Source organism: Kosakonia arachidis (assembly GCF_900116535.1).
Taxonomy (GTDB): domain Bacteria; phylum Pseudomonadota; class Gammaproteobacteria; order Enterobacterales; family Enterobacteriaceae; genus Kosakonia; species Kosakonia arachidis.
On the sequence record NZ_FPAU01000001.1, the window covers coordinates 735,334 to 757,652 of the forward strand.

The following is a 22,319-nucleotide window of genomic DNA, read 5'->3' on the forward strand; positions in this document are numbered from 1 at the left end:
GTTAAGCGTCTGTTTTACCTGAGCCAGTTGGTTTTCGCCAGTTCGATGACTTCATCGCCGCGTCCACTGATAATGGCGCGCATCATATAGAGGCTGAAGCCTTTGGCCTGCTCCAGTTTGATTTGCGGCGGGATCGCCAGTTCTTCTTTGGCAACAGTGACATCCACCAGCACCGGGCCATCGATCGAGAAGGCGCGCTGGAGCGCTTCATCGACCTCGGCGGATTTCTCCACGCGGATCCCGGTAATGCCGCAAGCCTCGGCGATGCGGGCAAAGTTGGTGTCCTGTAACTCTGTACCGTCGGTTAAGTATCCGCCTGCTTTCATCTCCATCGCCACAAAGCCGAGCACGCTGTTATTAAAGACGATAATTTTCAGCGGTAGCTTCATCTGCACAACGGAGAGAAAATCACCCATCAGCATGCTGAAACCGCCGTCGCCGCAGAGCGCCACGACCTGCCTTTCCGGATAGGTCGCTTTTGCGCCGAGCGCCTGCGGCATGGCGTTGGCCATCGAACCATGGTTAAAGGAACCGAGCAGGCGGCGCTTGCCGTTCATTTTCAGATATCGCGCCGCCCACACCGTTGGCGTGCCGACATCACAGGTGAAAATCGCGTCATCAGCGGCAAAATGGCTGATTTGCTGCGCCAGATATTGCGGGTGAATCGATTTCTCGCTCGGCTTCGCTAAATCATCCAGGCCTTTACGGGCTTCACTGTAATCCGCCAGCGCTTTATCAAGGAAGCGGCGATCGGTTTTTTCTTCCAGCAACGGCAGCAACGCGGCAAGCGTGGCTTTGATATCGCCCACCAGCGCCATGTCCACTTTACTGTGTGCGCCAATGCTGGCCGGATTGATATCGATCTGGATGATTTTGGCATCGGTGGGGTAGAAGGCGCGATAGGGAAATTGTGTGCCGAGCAGCACTAAGGTATCCGCATTCATCATGGTGTGGAACCCGGAAGAGAAGCCGATCAGCCCGGTCATGCCGACATCATACGGGTTGTCATACTCCACATGTTCTTTACCCCGCATCGCGTGAATGATGGGCGCATTCAGTTTCCCGGCGAAAGCCAACAGCTCTTTATGCGCGCCAGCACAGCCACTGCCGCACATCATGGCGATATTGCTGGAATAGCGCAGCAACTGCGCCAGTTTTTGTAACTCATCTTGTGTTGGCGTGACCACCGGTTGCGGCGCACTGTACCAGTGGCTGCTGGCGCTTTCCGGTGCAGGTTTTAGCGCCACGTCGCCAGGCAACACAACAACGGACACACCTTTATTAAGCACGGCTTTGCGCATGGCGATCGCCAGCACTTGCGGGATCTGCTCCGGATTGGAAACCAGTTCGCAATAATGACTACATTCGCGGAACAGTTCCTGCGGATGGGTTTCCTGGAAGTAGCCGCTACCGATTTCGCTTGAGGGAATGTGGGCGGCAATTGCCAGCACCGGAACGTGATTGCGGTGGCAATCGAAAAGGCCGTTGATCAGATGTAAATTTCCCGGCCCGCAGGAACCAGCACAAACCGCCAGTTCTCCGGTCAGTTGCGCTTCCGCTCCAGCGGCGAAGGCGGCGACTTCTTCATGACGCGTCGGCATCCAGTGAATCGTGCCCATGCGATTCAGGCTGTCGCTCAGCCCGTTAAGAGAATCGCCTGTTACCCCCCAAATCCGTTTAACGCCCGCTTGTTCAAGGGTTTTAGCAATATAAGCAGCCACAGTCTGTTTCATGGAAAGCTCCTTTTTGTGATCTTGCTTACAAGCTTAGTCAATGATTCTTCCTGGAATGAGATTAACGAGGCTTTTTTTAAAACAGGAGTTTATTTCAGTTACGCTCTGTAATATTCTGACACAGTGGATGAAAACAGGAATCATTTCAAATGGTTAAATCATTGTTAAACTCAGTTAATAATATGTTTTCGCATGAAGATCTTGGCCGACTGTTACTGCGTTTGGTGGTTGGCGGATTGATGTTGTTTCACGGACTGCACAAATTAATCGGCGGTATTGATGGCATTGCTGGCATGCTGGTGTCAAAAGGGTTACCGGGTTTTATTGCTTATGGCGTGCTGATTGGCGAAGTGTTATGCCCAATCTTGATTATTCTGGGTGTGCTTACCCGTCCTTCCGCGCTGGTGCTGGCGTTTACTATGGTGGTGGCCTGGTTACTGGTCGGCATCGGTGAAACAGGCACTCTGGATGTGACTGGCGCGTGGGCGATTGAGAGTATTGTTTACTTCTTTGTTGCTGCGCTGGTGATTGCTTTTCTTGGCGCGGGCCGCTATTCCGTGGCTCCGGCGTGGAAGTAGTACTGCGTTAACAGAGTACCGGTTCGACAAGACGATACCCGGACAATGAAACTTGAAAAACGCCCTTTCCGCACAGGAAGGGCGTTTTATTTTATGCACAAAACATTACGCCAGCACCAAATCCCCTTGTGGATGACAGGAACAGGCCAGCACATAACCGGCGGAAATCTCCTGCTCCGTCAGTGTCATGGTGCTACTGACGGTGTACTCACCGGAAATCACCTGCGTTTTACAACATCCGCAAACGCCGGCGCGGCAGGCGGCATTCACTGGCACTTTATTGCTCTCCATCGCGTCCAGCAGCGTGCTGCCCACCGGCGCGTAGAAGGTTTTCATCGGTGAGAGTTTGCTGAACTTCAACCCACTGGTGGCAGCCTGTGCGACAGGGGTAAAGAATTTCTCTTTAAAGAAACGCGTCACGCCCAGCGCTTTCACTTCGCTCTCAACCCAATCCATGTAAGGTGCCGGGCCGCAGGTCATCACCGTGCGCGCGGCAAGATCCGGCACCTGGCTGAGCAGTTCGCGGCTCAGGCGGCCAGAAGCAAAACTGGCGGTCGCGTCATTTTCTGCCACCAGCGTGACCGGATATTCACGCCATTCGTCGGCGAAAATGACATCCTGCGGCGAACGCACGTTGAAGATCACCTGCACATCGGTCTGTGGTCGATACTTCGCCAGCCAGCGACGCATCGACATAATCGGTGTCACACCGCACCCCGCCGCCAGCAGCAACAGCTTATCGTTCGGTTCCTTATCACAGGTAAATTCCCCCTGCGCATCGGAAAGCCACAGATAATCGCCGCGTTTTACCTCCCGGGTCAGCCACCGGGTACCTGCGCCATCATCAATACGACGAACGGTCAGCGTAATGTATTCGCTCACGCCCGGTGTGGATGACAGGGTGTAAGCACGCAACGTGTCGGCACTGTTGCGAATGCTTACCAGCGCATACTGCCCGGCGCGATACGGATAGTAATCGTGACATAACAGCGACAGCGTCCAGACATCCGGCGTTTCCTGACGGATATGGTGAACCTGCATACGCCACGGGCATTGAGGGGTTGGCATGGTCATCGTTATCTCCTTACGCGCTCAGCAACTGCCGCATATCCTGTTCAACGGTCGTGACCTGGCGCAGGCCAAATTTCTCATTCAGCACAGCCAGCAGGTCCGGCGTCAGGAAGCCCGGTGCGGTTGGCCCGGTAACGATATTGGTGACACCCAGCGACAGCAGGGTCAGCAGGATAACGATCGCTTTCTGTTCAAACCAGGAGAGCACCAGCGATAACGGCAGGTCATTTACGCCGCAGCCCAGTTTTTCCGCCAGCGTTACTGCCAGAATAATCGCCGAGTAGGCGTCATTACACTGACCGGCATCGATCAGACGCGGCAGCCCTTCGATATTGCCGAAGTCGAGTTTGTTGAAGCGATATTTACCGCAGGCCAGTGTCAGGATCAGGCAGTCATCCGGTACCTGAGTGGCGAAATCGGTGAAGTAATTACGTTCACCGCGAGCGCCGTCGCAGCCGCCGACAAGGAAGACATGGCGCAGTTTTTCGCGGCTCACCAGGTCTATCAGCGAATCCACCGCGCCAAGCAGGGTCTGGCGACCAAACCCGACGGTGATCAGGTGTTCGATTTCGCTGAACGGGAAACCGGACATTTGCTGTGCCTGGCGGATCACCGGTGCAAAATCGTCGCCTTCGAGGTGGTTCACGCCCGGCCAGCCAACAATGCTGCGGGTCCAGATACGGTCGTCATAAGAACCGACGGTCGGATCGATGATGCAGTTGGAGGTCATCACGATCGGGCCCGGGAAGCGGGCGAATTCCACTTGCTGATTCTGCCAGCCGCTGCCGTAGTTGCCGACCAGATGTTTGAATTTTCGCAGTTCAGGATAACCGTGTGCCGGCAGCATTTCACCATGGGTATAGACGTTAACGCCGGTGCCTTCGGTTTGTTGCAGCAGGTTATAAAGATCTTTCAGGTCGTGACCGGAGATCAAAATGCATTTCCCGGCGACGGCTTTAACGTTCACCTGGGTCGGCGTCGGATGGCCGTAAGTGCTGGTTTCACCGGCATCGAGGATGCTCATGATGCTGAAGTTCATCTGGCCAATTTCCATCGAACATTCGAGCAGAGCGTTCATGTCCGCAGGCCAGGTACCCAGCCAGGCCATAATTTTATGGTAGCGGGCATAAATATCGTTGTCGTACTGCCCGAGAACGTGCGCATGTTCCATATAGGCAGCTGCGCCTTTCAGGCCGTACAGGCAGAGCAGGCGCAGGCCAAGAATATTTTCGCCAATTGCGGCTTTGTCTTTGTTTGGCGTGAATTCTGCTGCCTGACGCTGTAATTCGCCCAGATCGTCGCTGACCAGTTGCAGCTCGGCCATCGGATTATCAACACTGGCGTTTGGGTCGATAGAAAGGCAGAGCGTTTTCAGTGCTTCACGTTTGGCGATCGCTTCACGGGCGTAACCGACAATGCGTACGGAGTCGAAGTTTACGTTGGTCAGCGTCGAGAAGAAGGCACGCGGTGCGAAGTTGTCGATTTCATGATCGATCAGATCGTAGTCGCGTGCTTTGCAGGCCCAGGCAGAGAGCCCTTGTAACGCGGCAATCAGCAAATCCTGGAGGTCGGACGTTTCGGCGGTTTTACCGCACATCCCCTGCGCGTAGGCACAGCCATTACCTGCCGGGGTTCGAATGGTTTGTTCACATTGCACACAAAACATGGTCACACCTTCGTTGTTAAAGTTATATTTAAAATGCATGTTTAAGATTATGCTGGTGAGCGAAACCTTAAAAGCGCTTTTCGGTGCAATTTACAGGGAGATTGATTTAGCGCAATTTTGGCGGCCAAAAGTTACCGCCAAAGAGGTATCAGGCAGAGAAGAAGGCCATTAGCAATGGCACCAGCAGGCTGAGGATAAAACCGTGAACAATGGCCGCTGGCACCAGTTCCAGACCGCCGCTGCGTTGGAGTACTGGCAGGGTAAAATCCATTGACGTTGCGCCGCACAGACCGAGCGCCGTGGATCGACTGCGGCGTACTAAGCCGGGGATTAGCATAATGGCGATCAGTTCGCGCGCCAGATCATTAAAGAAGGTTGCGCTGCCAATGACCGGGCCAAAAGATTCGGTCAGCAAAATCCCGGACAGCGAATACCAGCCAAAACCGGAGGCCATCGCCAGGCCGGTCTGGAGCGGCAGGCCAAGCAGTAGCGCGTTGATTGCACCGCCGACCAATGAACTGAGCGCCACCACCACGGCGATGATCATCCCGCGGCGATTGAGGACAATCTGCTTCAGTGTCATACCGCTGTTACGCAGCTGGACACCGACCAGCAATAGCAGGAAGATCAGCGTATATTCGCTGGCTTGCGTGGCATGCTGTAAAAATGCCAATCCGCTGAGGCCAATGGCAAAACCGGCAACCACCACGCCGCACAGCCGCAGGGATTCCAGCGCCATAGCAAGACGCGAAGGCAGTTTTTCCTGCTGATGCTGGTGCCGCCAGGGCAGGGTACGCTCCAGCCATAACAGTGCAATGGCATTGCACAGCAGGATCACTACGACGCTTACCGCTGAATAGTGAAATATCGACAGCAGATTGGCGCTGAGATTATCAAGGAACGCGAGGCTGATGCCCATAAAAAACAGGATCAGGTAAACAATCCAGCTCAGTAATTTATTGATCAGTTTAAGCGCCGCTGTATGACGCAGGGGAATGAGGTAGCCGACGATCAGCGGAAGAAGAATAATTAGCAATCCTGAAAACATGAACAGCCCGAATCCTTGCAAATATGAGTAAGCGCCGGACACACTACCGAAAGGCGGGAACTGAGTAAAGCCGTGAAAAGACGTAGTAATAACGTAAAGAAAAGCCCAGCGTGTTGCTGCAGCCGCCAAACTGTGCCAAAGCACTCTGCTGCTGTTCTGTATATCGCCACCTGATAAGAACAGAACCGGGCAAATGCCCTTGCCGCAGTGAAAGCGCCAATAGATGCGCGGTTACTTCTATTTTATTTGATAACCAAAAAAACGAATAAATTAAAATATAATATATTATGTATTTAGCTATTCTGGCATCGGATAGTATTTTTGGATGAGTGTTGGGTTCTTATTCTTTTTTTCTCAGCGTTGTCCTTCCCTGGACCGCATTGGCGGCTTGCTACATATTTTTCAATAAAATTTTGTACTTAGCGCATATCCTGGCGCTTCTCACCCCGCTATACTTCCCGAAAAACATAGACGAAAAGACGGAATTAGCCGGAGGAAAGAATGATTCTGGAGCGTGTCGAAATTGTCGGATTCCGCGGCATCAATCGTTTATCGTTGTTACTTGAGCAGAATAATGTGCTGATTGGCGAGAACGCCTGGGGTAAATCCAGTTTGCTTGATGCGTTAACGCTATTACTGTCACCGGAAACCGATCTCTACCATTTTGTTCGCGAGGATTTCTGGTTCCCACCGGGAGATATTCTGGGGCGTGAGCACCATCTGCACATTATTCTGACTTTCTGTGAATCTGAGCCGGGGCGCTACCGTGTGCGACGCTATCGTCCTCTTGCCGAATGCTGGGTGCCCAGTCACGACGGGTTCCATCGCCTGTTTTATCGCCACGAAGGTGAGCTGTCTGAGGATGGCAGCGTGATGACATTACGTGGTTTTCTGGATGAAAAGGGAGAGTTGCTCGATCTTCCCGATATCGACGAATGTGCCCGCCATCTGGTGCGATTGATGCCGGTTTTGCGTCTGCGCGATGCGCGATTTTTACGGCGTATCCGCAGTGGTACGATACCTGATAAACCCGAAATGGAAACCACTGCCAGGCAGCTTGACTTTCTCTCCCGCGAGCTGGTCTCACGACCGCAAAATTTGACCGACGGGCAGATCCGTCACGGTCTCTCCGCGATGGTGCAACTGCTGGAGCACTACTTTGCTGAACAGGGAAGTGGAGCTTCGCACCAGCGTCTGATGCGGCGTCGCTCCCATGATGAGCAGCGAAGCTGGCGCTACCTGGATATTATCAACCGTATGATCGACAAACCCGGCGGTCGTATGTACCGGGTGATCCTGCTGAGTTTTTTTGCCACCTTATTGCAGGCGAAAGGAACAGTCCGTCTCGACCGTGACGCGCGGCCATTGCTGCTGGTGGAAGATCCTGAAACACGGCTGCACCCGATAATGTTGTCGGTCGCCTGGCAACTGCTGAATTTGTTGCCGTTGCAGCAGGTGACGACGACCAATTCTGGTGAGCTGTTGTCGATGACGCCGGTTGAGCATGTCTGTCGACTGGTGCGTGAGTCGTCACGTGTCGCGGCCTGGCGCCTTGGGCCTGGAGGCTTAAATTCCGAGGATGCGCGACGTATCGCTTTCCATATCCGCTTCAATCGCGCCTCTTCGTTGTTTGCCCGCTGCTGGCTGCTGGTGGAAGGGGAGACAGAAACCTGGGTGATTAACGAACTGGCGCGCCAGTGCGGCCATCATTTTGATGCTGAAGGGGTGAAAGTTATCGAATTTGCCCAGTCCGGGTTAAAACCGCTGGTTAAGTTTGCCCGTCGTATGGGGATTGAATGGCATGTACTGGTGGACGGCGATGAAGCGGGGAAAAAGTATGCCGACACGGTGCGGAGCCTGCTGGATAATGATCACGTCCAGACACGGGAGCATCTGACTGAGTTACCGGCGCGGGATATGGAACATTTTATGTACCGGGAAGGTTTTGCCGATATTTATCATCGAGTGGCGCAAGTGCCGGAAAACGTGCGGATGAATATGCGCCGGGTGATCATCAAAGCGATTCACCGCTCATCGAAGCCGGATCTGGCGATAGAAGTGGCGACGGAAGCGGGGCGGCGCGGTATAGATGCTGTACCGCCTCTGCTGCGCAGGATGTTTTCCCGCGTGCTGTGGCTGGCGCGCGGGCGAGCGGATTAGTTCCGGCAGAGGCTGACAGTCTGGCTATGCAGGCTATCGAGTAACTCGTAACGGCGTCGGTACTCTGCGCGTTTTTTACTGGCGATTGCCTCTATCGGTTTACGCGTCATCGCCAGTGGCAGAATATAATCGCCGGACGCGTCAGCTACAGCGCCTAACGATAGCCAAAAACTATTGTAATCCGCGTGCAGTTGCCCCTGCTTCTTTCGACGGTAACGAATATTGCGATAGATATGAGTTTCGTTGCTGACAGCACGGATCTGCTGTACGTTCACAAACTGCCCTAACGTCATAGCCGCTTCTACCAGCAGGCGTTTTGGAAAGAGACCATGGCAGGATTTGGTCGCAGTCTGAATAAGTTCATGCGGCACGTGGGCTTTGGCTCCCTGTAACCCGCCAATATACAGCGTATTTTTTCCGGCAAATTGGCACAGGGTAAATGTCAGCCCGGCCAGTACGGTATTCTGCGCATCACAGAATACCAGCGTTGCTTCGCCTTCCTTGTCCAGCATGGCTTCTGAACACAGACGTAACGAATACTGCTGCTCATCTTTACCGTTCAACAGAGCAAGGGTGATCCCTGACTTGTTAAGGTAGCCATTGACCATTCTGGCGGGGAGCAGGGTCGCTATCGTGTTGTAATGCCAGCACAGCGCGTCGGACGCTTGTGCGCAATTGATATTCATGGACAGCCATGGGCGATGCAGACGGCAAGGTAAACCAGGCTGTACCTGTAACATTTTGGCCAGCATGGGTTGACGTATCAGGCGAGTGAGAAAACGGGCGGTGCTGAAGGGCGTGGCCAGCGAGCGTAGCAGAAATTTGCGACGATAGGCAGGATGATGCCATGCCTGTCCTGGCATCAGTTCACCAGAGGCCAGAGAATGAAAGAATTGCCATGCTGTTTTCGGTAGAGGCGTATCGGTATGTGTTGTGTCGGCGATGGTGGACATATTGAAATCCCGGTATCTCAGAGATCGCCATTTAAGCAGGTCGTGCTTCAACAACATGTAAATGAATAATGGAGAGATTAAGGATTTTATGTTTCGTTGATATTTTGTTTGTTTAAGAATGTTATCTATAGGCGCGAGTCAGATTATCCGGGATTTTTATGAAACGTAAGGGAAAACGCAGGACGGTATTTATCATACTGGTGGTGGTCATTTTATTGGCCATCTTTTGGCTGTGGGGAAAATTAAACGCGCCGGTGGTGCAGTATCAGACGCTAATTGTCCGTCCTGGTGAACTGCAACAGAGTGTTCTGGCGACGGGCAAGCTTGATGCATTACGTAAAGTTGATGTTGGCGCACAAGTGAATGGTCAACTGAAAACGCTGTTGGTCAATATTGGCGATAAAGTCAAAAAGGATCAGTTGCTCGGAGTTATCGATCCGGACCAGGCAGAAAACCAGATCAAAGAAGTGGATGCCACGCTGATGGAACTGCGTGCGCAGCGCCGACAGGCGCAGGCGGAACTGAAGCTGGCGCAGGTGACGCTGGCGCGTCAGCAACAACTGGTAAAACGCAATCTTATCTCCCGCCAGGATCTGGATACCTCGGCCACTGATGTGGCGGTTAAAGAGGCACAGATTGGCACTATTGATGCGCAGATAAAACGCAATCAGGCGACGTTGAATACCGCGAAAAAAAATCTCGACTTCACACGCATTCTGGCACCGATGGCGGGTGAAGTGACGCAAATTACCACCTTGCAAGGGCAAACGGTCATTGCGGTGCAACAGGCACCGAACATTCTGACGCTGGCCGACATGAGCACCATGCTGGTTAAAGCACAGGTTTCAGAGGCGGATGTGATCCATCTGAAACCCGGGCAAAAAGCGTGGTTCACCGTGCTGGGCGATCCCGGTACCCGCTATGAAGGGGAACTGAAGGATATTCTGCCGACGCCGGAGAAGATCAATGACGCTATCTTCTATTACGCCCGTTTTGCCGTGCCTAACCCGCAGGGCATATTGCGCCTGGATATGACCGCACAGGTGCATATTCAACTGACCAGTCTGAAAAATGTGCTGACCATCCCACTGGCAGCGCTGGGCGATCCGGTTGGTGATAATCGCTATAAAGTGAAAGTACTGCGTAACGGCGAAACCCGCGAGCGTGAAGTGATACTGGGTGCGCGTAATGATACCGATGTCGTGGTGGTTAAAGGGCTGGATGCCGGTGAAGAAGTGGTGATCGGCGAGATGAATCGCGGAGCTGCCCGATGACGGCACTTCTGGAGCTGAGCGATATTTGCCGCAGTTATCCTTCAGGTGACGAACAAGTGGAGGTGCTGAAGGGGATTACCCTCAGTATCAATGCCGGTGAAATGGTGGCGATTGTCGGAGCTTCGGGTTCTGGTAAATCGACGCTGATGAACATACTTGGCTGCCTGGATAAACCCTCCAGCGGTACATACCGCGTTGCCGGAACGGATGTCTCTACGCTTAACAGCAATGCGCTGGCGCAACTGCGGCGCGAGCATTTTGGTTTTATCTTCCAGCGTTATCATCTGCTTTCGCATCTGACGGCGATGCAAAACGTTGAAGTGCCTGCGGTATATGCCGGAACCGATCGTAAAGCGCGTCTGATACGTGCCAGGGAGTTACTGACGCGCCTCGGCCTGGGTGAGCGGACGGATTATCAGCCTTCTCAGCTCTCTGGTGGCCAGCAGCAGCGCGTCAGCATCGCCCGGGCTTTGATGAACGGAGGGCAGGTCATTCTGGCCGATGAACCCACCGGTGCGCTGGATAGCCATTCAGGCGAAGAGGTGATGGCGATCCTTCACCAACTGCGTGATCTCGGGCATACGGTGGTTATCGTCACCCACGATCCGCAAGTGGCGGCGCAGGCTGAGCGAGTGATTGAAATTCGCGATGGTGAACTTATCAGTAATCCTCCGGCCCGCGAACGAGCGATAACCGCAGATAACCGCGATGCTGTGTCTGCGCAGGCGGGGGGCTGGCGGCAGTTTATCAGCCGTTTTTACGAAGCGCTAACCATGGCCTGGCGTGCAATGGCGTCGAATAAGATGCGCACGTTATTGACCATGCTCGGCATTATTATCGGTATCGCCTCCGTGGTTTCGATTGTGGTTGTGGGTGATGCGGCGAAGCAGCTTGTGCTGGCGGATATCCGTTCGATCGGCACTAACACCATTGATGTCTATCCCGGCAAGGATTTTGGTGATGACAAGCCGCAATACCAACAGGCGCTGAAATATGACGATCTGCTGGCGATCCAGAAACAGTCGTGGGTGCGTTCGGCGACACCGGCGGTTTCGCAAAACCTGCGTCTGCGCAATGACAATATTGATGTTGCGGCCAGCGCGAATGGTGTTAGCGGGCAGTATTTTAATGTTTATGGCATGGCCTTCAGCGAAGGCGCGCCATTCAATACCGAGCAGGAGAAGGGACGGGCGCAAGTGGTTGTGCTCGACAGCAATACTCGCCGCCAACTCTTTCCCAATAAATCCAGCGTGGTAGGTGAGGTAATTCTGGTCGGCAATATGCCGGCAACGGTAATTGGTGTGGTGGAAGAGAAGCAATCCATGTTCGGCAGCAGCAAAATCCTGCGCGTCTGGTTGCCCTACACGACCCTCTCCGGGCGCATTATGGGCCAGTCGTGGCTAAACTCTATTACCGTTCGGGTGAAAGATGGATACAGCAGTGAGCAGGCGGAACAGCAGCTCACCCGGCTGCTGAATTTGCGGCACGGGAAAAAAGATTTCTTCGTCTGGAATATGGACGGGGTATTGAAAACTGCGGAAAAGACCACACGTATTCTTCAATTGTTCCTGACGCTGGTGGCGGTGATTTCTCTGCTGGTTGGTGGCATCGGTGTGATGAATATCATGCTGGTCTCGGTTACCGAGCGAACACGCGAGATCGGTATCAGGATGGCAGTGGGTGCCAGAGCAGGCGATGTGTTGTCGCAGTTCCTGATTGAGGCGGTGTTTGTTTGCCTGGTTGGTGGCGCGCTCGGCGTAGCGCTTTCGATGTTGATCGCGTTTACTTTGCAGCTCTTTTTACCGGGCTGGGAGATTGGTTTTTCAGCGGTTGCGTTGATCACTGCCTTTTTGTGTTCAACGTTTACCGGGGTGCTGTTTGGCTGGTTGCCGGCGCGCAATGCGGCGCGGTTGGATCCGGTGGATGCGTTGGCTCGCGAGTAATAAAAATGCCAGCCGATTGGGCTGGCATTTTAACTGCGGCATGTACACAATGAGGTTGCTGGCGTCAGGCCATGGCTTCCACTTCGACGGGCACGATAACGCTGGCGTGATTGCCTTTAGGGCCCTGGTGTACATCAAACCGGACTGTCTGTCCGGCTTTTAACGTTCTGTAACCATCCATCTGAATGGTGGAGTAATGCGCGAAGATATCTTCGCCGCCGCCTTCAGGGCAGATGAAACCAAACCCTTTGGCATTGTTGAACCACTTAACAGTACCCGTTTCCATGCTTCGACATCCTTCGTAAATCTTATTTAAGTAAGATGGAATGAACCGGTGGCAGAGTGAGCGGGCTGTTCAAAACCTCACCAACTCTCGACTGTACAATTTAGATAAATCGTATACTGCGTCAAGCGTTTGGCAGGGGTTCTGGGAGGCGGCGCATCAAAATTTTGATGCAGTTAACGCTATGACAACAGAATGTGACAGCCGTCGCGTATGGCAACGATAGATGATTGTTATCTGACATCTGATGTAGATTAAAAATACATCTAGACTCATGTAATCGGCCGATTAAAGACTGCCGGAACCTGTAACCTAAGATGAAGCGCTAACGATGGGTAAGAGTAATAGCTGGCTTGATTTCGACCAATTGGCGGAGGAAAAATTGCGCGATGCGCTAAAACCGCCATCCATGTATAAAGTCATGTTAATGAACGATGATTACACGCCGATGGAATTTGTTATTGACGTGCTACAAAAGTTCTTTTCTTATGATGTAGAACGTGCAACGCAACTGATGCTTACAGTTCACTATCACGGCAAGGCTATCTGCGGTGTTTTCACCGCCGAAGTTGCAGAGACTAAGGTTTCTATGGTGAACAAGTACGCGAGAGAAAACGAGCATCCGTTGCTGTGTACGCTGGAAAGAGCCTGAATGCAGGCATAAAACTTGGGGGAGGTGCCCTATGCTCAATCAAGAACTGGAACTCAGTTTAAATATGGCTTTCGCCAGAGCGCGCGAGCACCGACATGAGTTTATGACCGTCGAACACTTGTTACTGGCGTTGCTCAGTAACCCTTCGGCCCGCGAAGCGCTTGAGGCGTGTTCCGTGGATCTGGTGGCGCTGCGGCAGGAACTCGAAGCCTTCATCGAACAAACCACACCCGTTCTACCCATGAGCGAAGAGGAGCGCGACACGCAGCCGACGCTCAGCTTCCAGCGTGTTTTGCAGCGCGCGGTGTTTCATGTTCAATCCTCCGGTCGCAGTGAAGTCTCCGGGGCGAATGTGCTGGTTGCCATTTTTAGCGAGCAGGAGTCGCAAGCGGCTTACCTACTGCGCAAACATGAAGTGAGCCGCCTCGATGTGGTGAACTTTATTTCTCACGGTACGCGTAAAGACGAACCGGGACCGTCATCGGATGCAGGTAGCAGCAGTAGCAACCAGGTGAACAGCGAAGAGCAAGCAGGCGGGGAGGAACGTATGGAAAACTTCACCACCAACCTTAATCAGCTTGCTCGTGTTGGCGGCATTGACCCGCTGATTGGCCGTAGTAAAGAGCTTGAGCGAGCGGTTCAGGTGCTGTGTCGCCGCCGTAAAAATAACCCTTTGCTGGTTGGCGAATCCGGTGTCGGTAAAACGGCGATTGCCGAAGGGCTGGCCTGGCGGATTGTGCAGGGCGACGTGCCGGAAATTATGGCCGACTGCACTATCTATTCGCTGGATATTGGTTCGCTGCTGGCGGGTACCAAATACCGTGGCGATTTTGAAAAACGTTTCAAAGCGCTGCTGAAACAGCTTGAGCAGGACAATAACAGTATTCTGTTTATCGATGAGATCCACACCATCATCGGTGCAGGCGCTGCGTCCGGCGGGCAGGTGGATGCGGCTAACCTGATTAAGCCGCTGCTTTCCAGCGGTAAAATCCGCGTGATGGGATCGACCACCTATCAGGAATTCAGCAACATCTTCGAAAAAGATCGTGCCCTGGCGCGTCGCTTCCAGAAAATTGATATTACTGAACCGTCCGTTGAGGAAACGGTGCAGATTATCAATGGACTGAAGCCGAAATATGAAGCGCATCACGATGTACGTTACACGGGAAAAGCGGTGCGTGCAGCGGTGGAACTGGCAGTGAAATACATCAACGACCGTCATTTGCCGGATAAAGCGATTGACGTGATTGACGAAGCGGGTGCGCGTGCGCGTCTGATGCCGGTGAGCAAACGTAAGAAAACCATCAACGTGGCGGATATCGAATCGGTTGTTGCGCGCATCGCGCGTATTCCTGAGAAAAGCGTTTCTCAGAGCGACCGCGACACGCTGAAAAATCTCGGCGATCGCCTGAAAATGCTGGTATTTGGTCAGGATAAAGCCATTGAGGCGTTAACCGAAGCCATTAAAATGAGCCGCGCAGGGCTGGGTCAGGACCATAAACCGGTTGGCTCCTTCCTGTTTGCCGGACCAACTGGCGTGGGGAAAACTGAGGTGACCGTACAATTGTCGAAAGCGCTGGGTATTGAGCTGCTGCGCTTCGATATGTCCGAGTATATGGAGCGTCACACCGTCAGCCGTTTGATTGGTGCGCCTCCGGGATATGTCGGCTTTGACCAGGGTGGTTTGCTGACCGATGCGGTGATCAAACATCCGCACGCGGTGCTGTTGCTCGATGAAATCGAAAAAGCGCACCCGGATGTCTTTAACCTGCTGTTGCAGGTGATGGATAACGGTACACTGACCGATAACAATGGGCGCAAAGCAGATTTCCGCAATGTGGTGCTGGTGATGACGACCAACGCCGGGGTGCGTGAAACCGAGCGTAAATCCATCGGTCTTATCCACCAGGATAACAGCACCGATGCGATGGAAGAGATTAAAAAGATCTTTACGCCAGAGTTCCGTAACCGTCTGGACAACATTATCTGGTTCGATCACTTGTCTACTGAGGTGATCCATCAGGTGGTCGACAAATTTATTGTCGAACTCCAGGTGCAACTGGATCAGAAAGGTGTGTCGCTGGAAGTCAGCCAGGAAGCACGCAATTGGTTGGCTGAGAAGGGCTATGACCGTGCCATGGGGGCTCGTCCGATGGCGCGTGTTATCCAGGACAACCTGAAAAAACCGCTGGCTAATGAACTGCTGTTTGGTTCGCTGGTTGACGGTGGTCAGGTCACCGTGACGCTGAATCAGGAAAACGGTGTGCTGGAGTATGACTTCCAGAGTGCCCAGAAGCACAAACCGGAAACGGCGCATTAATCTCTGCTGTTAGCAACTAAAAACCGGGCTCATGTGAACCCGGTTTTTTTATCCCTGTAATTTGTCTATCAGGCGGGTTGCTGGCCTCCCGGGGTGATTTCATTTGGCGATTCTGCATGTCGCGACAGCCTGCAATTTCTCTTCTGGCATTCTGTTTCTTGGCGGCGCGCAATGTGCGGAACCAAATAGATGCGAACAACTTTTCGGAATCTGACAGAGACATTTCTGGCTAAACACCTGTGATAAAGACCTGGCATCTATTAAAAACAACAGGATGATATCGTTTCCCTTCAGTTCACTGCCGCACAGGCAGTTTAAAATCGTAACTATCGGACAGAAAACCGTTTGCCAATGTTGCAACTGTAGAGAGGCAGAAAATAACGGGCCGACAAAATCGGTGGGTAAAAGCTAATTAAAGGTTAATTTAGAGCCTACCCCATTAGGCTATTTCATTTGCTATTTTGGTCCTGGGCAGTGCTCACACAAAATGTGTTGGCATTTTGAACGCCGCTTGCGGCAGCCCTTTAGGGCGAGCGAAGCGAGTAATCCTCACGTACTGCATGTACGATCCGGCTGTCCGCGTCCAAACTGGCTGCAACACTTTACACCTGGTGGGATAGGCTCTTAGCAGCACTATTATTTCTGTTGCGAAGAAACAAAAAAGACCGGGAATTACCCGGCCTTTAAAAGAGAAGCACTTAACTGTGCTGGCGGAAGATCTTAGCGGCTACGGAAGACAATGCGGCCTTTGCTCAGGTCGTACGGGGTCAGTTCCACAGTCACTTTATCGCCCGTCAGAATACGGATGTAGTTTTTACGCATTTTACCGGAGATATGCGCAGTGACCACGTGACCGTTTTCCAGTTCTACGCGGAACATCGTATTAGGTAACGTTTCAAGAACGGTACCCTGCATTTCAATATTGTCTTCTTTGGCCATCTAATCCTCGGGGGTATCACTACCATAATTTTTGAACCGGCAAGATAATGCCGAAGTTCTAGTGTTAAGTAAAGATTTGTGCTGATAAAACGCAGCAAAACGACTTTTGCCAGTTACCCTCCACAGCCATGGCGCGCTAAATGCGCAACCGTAAAGGGGAGCGATGGAGTAAACGAAGGGCATCCCTGATACGAACAACTCCCGGATGGGGCGGGGCAACAGGCAAAAGCTGCTTTGAGCGCCCATTATAACACTCTGATAAAAAATGTGCCGAAAACATTATTCAATAGATAAAAACAGCGTACGCGGCACCCAAAAATGTGAAGGCAGGGGAGCTGCACGCAATTCAGCAAGCTGGAGCAAATAATCTCTGCGCGGTATTTCTACCGCGCCCAGCGATGCAGTGTGACTATTCAGTACCTGGCAATCAATCAGTTTGCCGCCTTGACGGAGAAACTCGTCGCAGAAAACAAGCAGTGCCGTCTTTGAGGCGTTAATGCTGCGGCTAAACATCGACTCACCGCAAAACAGCAAACCCTGCGCCACACCATACATTCCGCCGACAAGTTTGTCGCCTTCCCACACTTCAATTGAGTGTGCATGACCAAGCTCGTGCAGGCGATGGTAGGCCATCACGATATCGGGCGTAATCCATGTACCCTCGTCGCGATCCTGCGCACAACCGTCAATCACTTTGCCGAAGGCATGATTGAGGGTAACGCGATAAGGGGAAGACTTATGAAAGCGTTTCATGCTGCGGCTGATATGAAACGTCTGTGGCCACAGTACGGCACGCGGATCGGGTGACCACCAGAGGATCGGATCGCCGGGAGAAAACCAAGGGAAAATGCCGCGCTGATAGGCCATCAGCAACCGGGCCGGACTTAAATCTCCGCCTAGCGCCAGCAGACCATTAGGTTCACGTAGCGCTGCTTCAGGAGAAGGAAAAGCGATAGAGTGACGAGAAAGCTGAACCAGGCGCATGACAACAACGCTCCACAACGCGACAAGGGACCCCTTTTAATATCGTCATTTTGCCATTTCACTTTAATCGCGCTGCGGCAGAAGCGGCAAAATGACGAATATCCACTACAGACGCTGCTTAAACTGGTAATACCGACCCTGTTTCGCCATTAACGCTGCGTGATTACCTTGCTCAATTATTTGTCCGTTGTCCATCACAATTATGCGATCAAAAAACGCCAGGCCGCGAAGACGATGCGTGACCATTAACAGCGTTTTGTCTTTCATCACTTCACGAAGTAATTCAAGAACCTGGCTCTCTGTTTCGGCGTCCAGCCCTTCGGTTGGTTCATCCAGTAATACCAGCGGAGCATCATGCAACAGTGCACGGGCAATGCCCAGACGTCGCAATTCACCGCCGGAAAGTTGTCGCCCACCTTCCCCAAGCCACGCGTTCATACCGCCATCATTGAGCAGCTTTTCCAGCCCGACGCGCGTCAGCATCGCACTCAACGTTTCATCACTGGCCTGCGGTGCCGCAAGCAGCAAGTTATCACGCAACGTAGCGCTAAACAGATGTACGCGCTGTGGAACCATGCTAATGAGCGAACGCAGCGTTGCTTCGTCCACATCGCTCAGCGGCCGATCGTTGAGCCGAATTTCGCCCTGCTGTGGATCCCACGCGCGCGTAAGCAGTTGTAGAAGAGTTGATTTGCCGCAGCCGGTACGGCCGAGAATGGCGACATGTTCACCAGCGGCTATCGACAATGCGATATTCTCCAGTGCACGCTGTGGCTGCCCGGGATAGCTAAAGGCCAGATCCTTAAATTGCACCGCTATACGCTCTGGTACTGACATACTGGCTTGTGGAAAAGTGACATCTGGCGGGCAGTTAGTGATTTGCGTAATGCGGGTGGCGGAAGCGATCACCTGACCAAGGTGCTGGAAAGCGCCCGTAACCGGTGCCAGTGCTTCAAACGCCGCCAGTGCGCAGAAGACGAACAGTGCGATTAACGCGCCTGGTTGCGTGTTGCCGCCAACATCGCCGGAAGCAAACCATAGCATGACAATGACCGCTATACCGCTAATCAGCAACATCAGCGCCTGCGAAACGGCACTCAGATCAGACTGACGGCGCTGAGCGTCGTGCCAGTTTAATTCGGTTTGCTCCAGTTGTTCACGGTAGCGTTGGCTGGCGCCAAAAATGGTCAGCTCCGCCTGGCCCTGCAACCAACTGGTTAATTGCTGACGATACTGGCCACGCAGGGCTGTCAGGCTTTCACCGGTTGGCTTGCCCGCCCGGTAAAAGAGTGGCGGCAACACAAGCAGTGTCGCCAGCATAATGCCGCCGAGCATCAGTGCCAGCGAAGCATCCAGCATGCTTAAACCAACCGTCACCACAATGATGACCACCAGTGCGCCGACCAGCGGAGAGATGACACGCAAATAAAGATGGTCGAGGGTATCGACATCGGCCACCACCCGGTTCAGTAACTCTCCCTGGCGAAAACGTGCCAGCCCGGCAGGGGAGAGGGGCAGCAGTTTGCTGAACGTGGCGACGCGCAAATGTTCCAGTACGCGGAAAGTGGCCTCATGGCTGACCAAACGCTCAAAATAACGTCCGGCGGTACGGATAATAGCCGCGCCACGAACCCCGGCCGCAGGTAGCATATAGTTAAAACTGTAAAGTCCGGCAACGCCCACGACCGCAGAGGCCGACAGGAACCACCCGGAGAGCGTTAACAACCCGATACTGGCCAGCAGGGTGATAATCGCGAGGATCACGCCCAGCAACAACATCCATTTGTGACGTTTATACAGCGCGAGATAAGGCAACAAAGCACGCATTTAAATCTCCTCCTGGCGGTGGGCGAGAAGGTCGGCAAACGTTCCCTGCGCCGTTGCAAGTTCAGCATAGCTGCCTTGCTCAATGATCTTGCCATCCTGCATTACCCAAATGGCATCCCATTTGTTCAGATTTTCCAACTGGTGAGTCACCATCAATGTGGTTTGTTGGTGAGAAGCCTCGGTCAACGACTGCATAACCCGTTGTTCGCTATGGGCGTCCAGGCTGGCGGAAGGCTCATCCAACAACAGTAATTTACATGGCGAAAGCAGTGCGCGGGCTACGGCGACACGTTGCGCCTGACCCACAGAGAGGCGTACTGCCTGGTCGCCAGGCTGCGTTTCCAGCCCTTCCGGCAACAAAGGTAAAAATTCACTGACCCAGGCTTTATCCAGTGCCGCTTGCAGTTCAGCCGCACCGGCATTTGGCCGCGCCAGCAGAACGTTTTCCCGTAACGTGGTTGCCGGAAGTTGTGGATTTTGTCCCACCCAGCTTATTGCTTCGTGCCAGCTATCCGGCTCAAGCGCGCTCAGCTCAACGCCATTTACGCTCAGTGAGCCCTCGTAGGGCAAGAAACCGGAGAGAACATTAATCAGTGAGCTTTTACCTGAACCACTTTTCCCTACCACTACCACCCGTTGTCCAGCAGCAAGGGTGAAGTTTAGCGGCCCGGCAAGTTCTGCGCCTTCGGCAGACTTTATTATCAGATTGTGTGCGGTGAGTGTAACAGGCTCATCACTTACTAACACGGTTTCACCGCGTTGTGGATGCGCCAGCGGGGCTTCCATAAACGTTTTTAGGCTGTCGGCGGCGCCGATAGCCTGCGCCTTGGCATGATAGAAGGTGCCCAGATCGCGTAGCGGCTGGAAAAACTCCGGTGCCAGTACCAGTGCAAGGAAGCCTGCGAACAACGTAACGCTGGTACCATAATGACCAAAATTCAGTTCGCCAAGATAAGAGAAGCCGAAGTAGACAGCAACCAGTGCAATCGATAGCGAAGCAAAAAACTCCAGCACACCGGAAGATAAGAAAGCCAGACGCAATACTTCCATGGTTCTGCTGCGGAAATCCTGAGATGCGCGACGGATACTCTCGGTTTCTGCTTCGCCACGACCAAAAATACGCAGCGTTTCCATACCGCGCAGGCGATCAAGAAAATGACCGCTCAAGCGCGCCAGCGCTTTAAAGTTACGGCGGTTAGCATCGGCGGCTCCCATTCCAACCATCGCCATAAACAGTGGGATAAGGGGAGCTGTACCAAGCAAAATAAGTGCGGCGGCCCAATTGACAGGGAATAAAGTAACAACGATTAACAGCGGCACGCTGGCCGCAAGGGCCATCTGTGGTAAATAGCGGGCATAGAAATCGTGCATATCGTCAATTTGTTCAAGTATCAGTGTCGCCCAGCTTCCGGCGGGTTTACCCTGGATCCAGGCTGGCCCGGCCTGGTGCAGACGATCCAGCACTTGGCGGCGGATTTCAAAACGAATATGTGCCCCGGCATAGAATCCCACCCGTTCCCGCAGCCAGACAACCCAACTACGCAGGATGAAGATTAGCACCAGTAAGGTGAAGGGAAGCAGCAACGCCTCGCGTGGAATATTCTCCATAATCATATGATTGAGGATGCGCGCCAGTATCCAGGCCTGCGCGACAATCAGTGCGCCGCTTACCACGCCGAGAAGGCGGGAAAGCATTAACCAGCGGCGGGAAATAATGCTTTGCTGTTTCAACCAGCGAGTGAGTTCTTGTTGACGGGTTTTGTTCATTGCGCGCTTAGCAGGTGAAGTTATCGGAATTTTTAACTGGCGCAATGTTACATCGGTGCAAAAATAAAGGCGACTCATAGTCGCCTTTTTTACCTTTGTTACTGACTTGTAAAGATTATTTGCTTTCAGCCAGCCCATCAAGATAGCGTTCTGCATCCAGAGCTGCCATACAGCCTGTACCCGCAGAAGTGATCGCCTGACGGTAGATATGATCCATAACATCACCTGCGGCAAAGACACCCGGAATGCTGGTTTGCGTGGCGTTGCCGTGAATACCGGACTGCACCTTGATGTAGCCATTTTCCAGCGCCAGTTGACCTTCGAAGATGCCGGTGTTCGGGCTGTGGCCGATAGCTACAAACAGCCCCGCAACGTCCAGTGATTCCACGTTGTCTGCATTTTGCGTATCACGCAGACGTAGACCCGTGACGCCCATCTGATCGCCGGTGACTTCTTCCAGCGTGCGATGCGTATGCAGCACAACATTACCACTCTTTACTTTATCCATCAGACGATTAATCAGGATCTTTTCCGCACGGAAAGTGTCACGACGATGGATCAGATGAACTTCAGAGGCGATATTCGCCAGATATAGCGCTTCTTCAACAGCCGTATTGCCGCCGCCGATCACCGCCACTTTCTGATTACGGTAAAAGAAACCGTCGCAGGTTGCGCAGGCGGAAACGCCGCGGCCTTTAAACGCCTCTTCCGACGCCAGCCCCAGGTAACGCGCAGACGCGCCAGTCGCGATGATAAGCGCATCGCAAGTATATTCGCCGCTATCGCCAGTCAGGCGGAAAGGACGATTTTGCAAATCCACGCTGTGGATGTGATCAAAAATGATTTCAGTATCAAATTTGGTGGCATGTTCATGCATGCGTTCCATCAGCAGCGGCCCGGTCAGATCGTGCGGGTCGCCCGGCCAGTTTTCCACTTCAGTGGTGGTGGTGAGCTGGCCGCCTTTTTCCATCCCGGTAATCAGCACTGGCTGTAGGTTTGCGCGTGCAGCATAGACCGCAGCGGTATAACCCGCAGGGCCTGAACCAAGGATGAGCAACTTACTGTGTTTGGCCGTACCCATGAGATCCTCATTGTTGTTTGGCAGACATTGAGCTGAATTG

17 protein-coding genes are annotated in these 22,319 nt (G+C 53.0%); 6 read left to right on the forward strand and 11 right to left on the reverse strand.

What is annotated here, in order from left to right:
* Window positions 1-14: 14 nt before the first annotated feature.
* Entirely contained in the window at window positions 15-1,733 is a 1,719-nt protein-coding gene (gene poxB / locus BM427_RS03605) for a ubiquinone-dependent pyruvate dehydrogenase (protein WP_090119286.1), read from the reverse strand.
* Between the two features lie 149 nt (window positions 1,734-1,882).
* Between poxB and BM427_RS03610 the strand changes: the two genes are divergently transcribed.
* Entirely contained in the window at window positions 1,883-2,311 is a 429-nt protein-coding gene (locus BM427_RS03610) for a DoxX family protein (RefSeq protein WP_090119288.1), read from the forward strand.
* A gap of 105 nt (window positions 2,312-2,416) precedes the next feature.
* Here the strand turns inward: BM427_RS03610 and hcr are convergent, their stop codons facing one another.
* The 3 genes from hcr to BM427_RS03625 form a co-directional block, all read right to left on the reverse strand.
* Entirely contained in the window at window positions 2,417-3,385 is a 969-nt protein-coding gene (gene hcr, locus BM427_RS03615) for an NADH oxidoreductase (RefSeq protein ID WP_090119290.1), read from the reverse strand.
* Window positions 3,386-3,395: 10 nt separating this feature from the next.
* Window positions 3,396-5,048: a hydroxylamine reductase gene (gene hcp, locus BM427_RS03620; RefSeq protein ID WP_090120669.1), complete on the reverse strand. Its 1,653-nt coding sequence runs from the start codon at window positions 5,046-5,048 to the stop codon at window positions 3,396-3,398.
* 148 nt (window positions 5,049-5,196) lie between these two features.
* Window positions 5,197-6,096: a LysO family transporter gene (locus tag BM427_RS03625; protein ID WP_090119292.1), complete on the reverse strand. Its 900-nt coding sequence runs from the start codon at window positions 6,094-6,096 to the stop codon at window positions 5,197-5,199.
* Window positions 6,097-6,597: 501 nt separating this feature from the next.
* On the opposite strand from BM427_RS03625, the gene BM427_RS03630 reads away from it, so the two are divergent.
* Window positions 6,598-8,256: an ATP-dependent endonuclease gene (locus BM427_RS03630; protein ID WP_090119294.1), complete on the forward strand. Its 1,659-nt coding sequence runs from the start codon at window positions 6,598-6,600 to the stop codon at window positions 8,254-8,256.
* Here the strand turns inward: BM427_RS03630 and BM427_RS03635 are convergent.
* Entirely contained in the window at window positions 8,253-9,209 is a 957-nt protein-coding gene (locus tag BM427_RS03635; protein ID WP_090119296.1) for a VirK/YbjX family protein, read from the reverse strand. The two genes, BM427_RS03630 and BM427_RS03635, sit on opposite strands and share 4 nt — an antisense overlap.
* Before the next feature lie 158 nt (window positions 9,210-9,367).
* Here BM427_RS03635 and macA point away from each other — a divergent pair, with 158 nt between their 5' ends.
* Together macA and macB are read left to right on the forward strand one after the other, a co-directional pair.
* Window positions 9,368-10,483, forward strand: coding sequence for a macrolide transporter subunit MacA (gene macA / locus BM427_RS03640; RefSeq protein WP_090119298.1), 1,116 nt, complete (start codon window positions 9,368-9,370; stop codon window positions 10,481-10,483).
* Window positions 10,480-12,426 carry a macrolide ABC transporter ATP-binding protein/permease MacB gene (gene macB, locus BM427_RS03645; protein WP_090119300.1) on the forward strand — a complete coding sequence of 649 codons (1,947 nt, stop codon included), beginning with the start codon at window positions 10,480-10,482 and terminating at the stop codon, window positions 12,424-12,426. Before macA ends, macB begins: the two co-directional genes overlap by 4 nt.
* A gap of 64 nt (window positions 12,427-12,490) precedes the next feature.
* Here the strand turns inward: macB and cspD are convergent, their stop codons facing one another.
* Window positions 12,491-12,712 carry a cold shock-like protein CspD gene (gene cspD / locus BM427_RS03650; RefSeq protein WP_007374119.1) on the reverse strand — a complete coding sequence of 74 codons (222 nt, stop codon included), beginning with the start codon at window positions 12,710-12,712 and terminating at the stop codon, window positions 12,491-12,493.
* Window positions 12,713-13,040: 328 nt separating this feature from the next.
* Here cspD and clpS point away from each other — a divergent pair, with 328 nt between their 5' ends.
* Together clpS and clpA are read left to right on the forward strand one after the other, a co-directional pair.
* Window positions 13,041-13,361, forward strand: a complete 321-nt coding sequence (gene clpS / locus BM427_RS03655) for an ATP-dependent Clp protease adapter ClpS (RefSeq protein WP_007374120.1) — start codon at window positions 13,041-13,043, stop codon at window positions 13,359-13,361.
* Between the two features lie 31 nt (window positions 13,362-13,392).
* Window positions 13,393-15,681 carry an ATP-dependent Clp protease ATP-binding subunit ClpA gene (gene clpA, locus BM427_RS03660; RefSeq protein ID WP_090119303.1) on the forward strand — a complete coding sequence of 763 codons (2,289 nt, stop codon included), beginning with the start codon at window positions 13,393-13,395 and terminating at the stop codon, window positions 15,679-15,681.
* 720 nt (window positions 15,682-16,401) lie between these two features.
* On the opposite strand, the gene infA is transcribed toward clpA, so the two are convergent.
* The 5 genes from infA to trxB form a co-directional block, all read right to left on the reverse strand.
* Entirely contained in the window at window positions 16,402-16,620 is a 219-nt protein-coding gene (gene infA, locus BM427_RS03665; protein WP_001040187.1) for a translation initiation factor IF-1, read from the reverse strand.
* Between the two features lie 279 nt (window positions 16,621-16,899).
* Window positions 16,900-17,604 carry a leucyl/phenylalanyl-tRNA--protein transferase gene (gene aat, locus BM427_RS03675; RefSeq protein ID WP_090119305.1) on the reverse strand — a complete coding sequence of 235 codons (705 nt, stop codon included), beginning with the start codon at window positions 17,602-17,604 and terminating at the stop codon, window positions 16,900-16,902.
* 105 nt (window positions 17,605-17,709) lie between these two features.
* Complete coding sequence (gene cydC / locus BM427_RS03680) at window positions 17,710-19,431, reverse strand: heme ABC transporter ATP-binding protein/permease CydC (RefSeq protein ID WP_090119307.1); 1,722 nt, start codon at window positions 19,429-19,431, stop codon at window positions 17,710-17,712.
* Complete coding sequence (cydD, locus tag BM427_RS03685; RefSeq protein ID WP_090120670.1) at window positions 19,432-21,198, reverse strand: heme ABC transporter permease/ATP-binding protein CydD; 1,767 nt, start codon at window positions 21,196-21,198, stop codon at window positions 19,432-19,434.
* Window positions 21,199-21,313: 115 nt separating this feature from the next.
* Window positions 21,314-22,279 carry a thioredoxin-disulfide reductase gene (trxB, locus tag BM427_RS03690; protein WP_090119309.1) on the reverse strand — a complete coding sequence of 322 codons (966 nt, stop codon included), beginning with the start codon at window positions 22,277-22,279 and terminating at the stop codon, window positions 21,314-21,316.
* Between the last annotated feature and the right edge of the window lie 40 nt (window positions 22,280-22,319).

Coding starts and splice junctions, on each gene's coding strand:
- BM427_RS03630 (WP_090119294.1), top strand. CDS start 6,598: ATGATTCTGGAGCGTGTCGAAATTGTCGGATTCCGCGGCATCAATCGT.
- hcr (WP_090119290.1), bottom strand. CDS start 3,385: ATGACCATGCCAACCCCTCAATGCCCGTGGCGTATGCAGGTTCACCAT.
- poxB (WP_090119286.1), bottom strand. CDS start 1,733: ATGAAACAGACTGTGGCTGCTTATATTGCTAAAACCCTTGAACAAGCG.
- macA (WP_090119298.1), top strand. CDS start 9,368: ATGAAACGTAAGGGAAAACGCAGGACGGTATTTATCATACTGGTGGTG.
- cydD (WP_090120670.1), bottom strand. CDS start 21,198: ATGAACAAAACCCGTCAACAAGAACTCACTCGCTGGTTGAAACAGCAA.
- clpA (WP_090119303.1), top strand. CDS start 13,393: ATGCTCAATCAAGAACTGGAACTCAGTTTAAATATGGCTTTCGCCAGA.
- cydC (WP_090119307.1), bottom strand. CDS start 19,431: ATGCGTGCTTTGTTGCCTTATCTCGCGCTGTATAAACGTCACAAATGG.
- hcp (WP_090120669.1), bottom strand. CDS start 5,048: ATGTTTTGTGTGCAATGTGAACAAACCATTCGAACCCCGGCAGGTAAT.
- cspD (WP_007374119.1), bottom strand. CDS start 12,712: ATGGAAACGGGTACTGTTAAGTGGTTCAACAATGCCAAAGGGTTTGGT.
- trxB (WP_090119309.1), bottom strand. CDS start 22,279: ATGGGTACGGCCAAACACAGTAAGTTGCTCATCCTTGGTTCAGGCCCT.
- BM427_RS03610 (WP_090119288.1), top strand. CDS start 1,883: ATGGTTAAATCATTGTTAAACTCAGTTAATAATATGTTTTCGCATGAA.
- macB (WP_090119300.1), top strand. CDS start 10,480: ATGACGGCACTTCTGGAGCTGAGCGATATTTGCCGCAGTTATCCTTCA.
- clpS (WP_007374120.1), top strand. CDS start 13,041: ATGGGTAAGAGTAATAGCTGGCTTGATTTCGACCAATTGGCGGAGGAA.
- aat (WP_090119305.1), bottom strand. CDS start 17,604: ATGCGCCTGGTTCAGCTTTCTCGTCACTCTATCGCTTTTCCTTCTCCT.
- BM427_RS03625 (WP_090119292.1), bottom strand. CDS start 6,096: ATGTTTTCAGGATTGCTAATTATTCTTCTTCCGCTGATCGTCGGCTAC.
- BM427_RS03635 (WP_090119296.1), bottom strand. CDS start 9,209: ATGTCCACCATCGCCGACACAACACATACCGATACGCCTCTACCGAAA.
- infA (WP_001040187.1), bottom strand. CDS start 16,620: ATGGCCAAAGAAGACAATATTGAAATGCAGGGTACCGTTCTTGAAACG.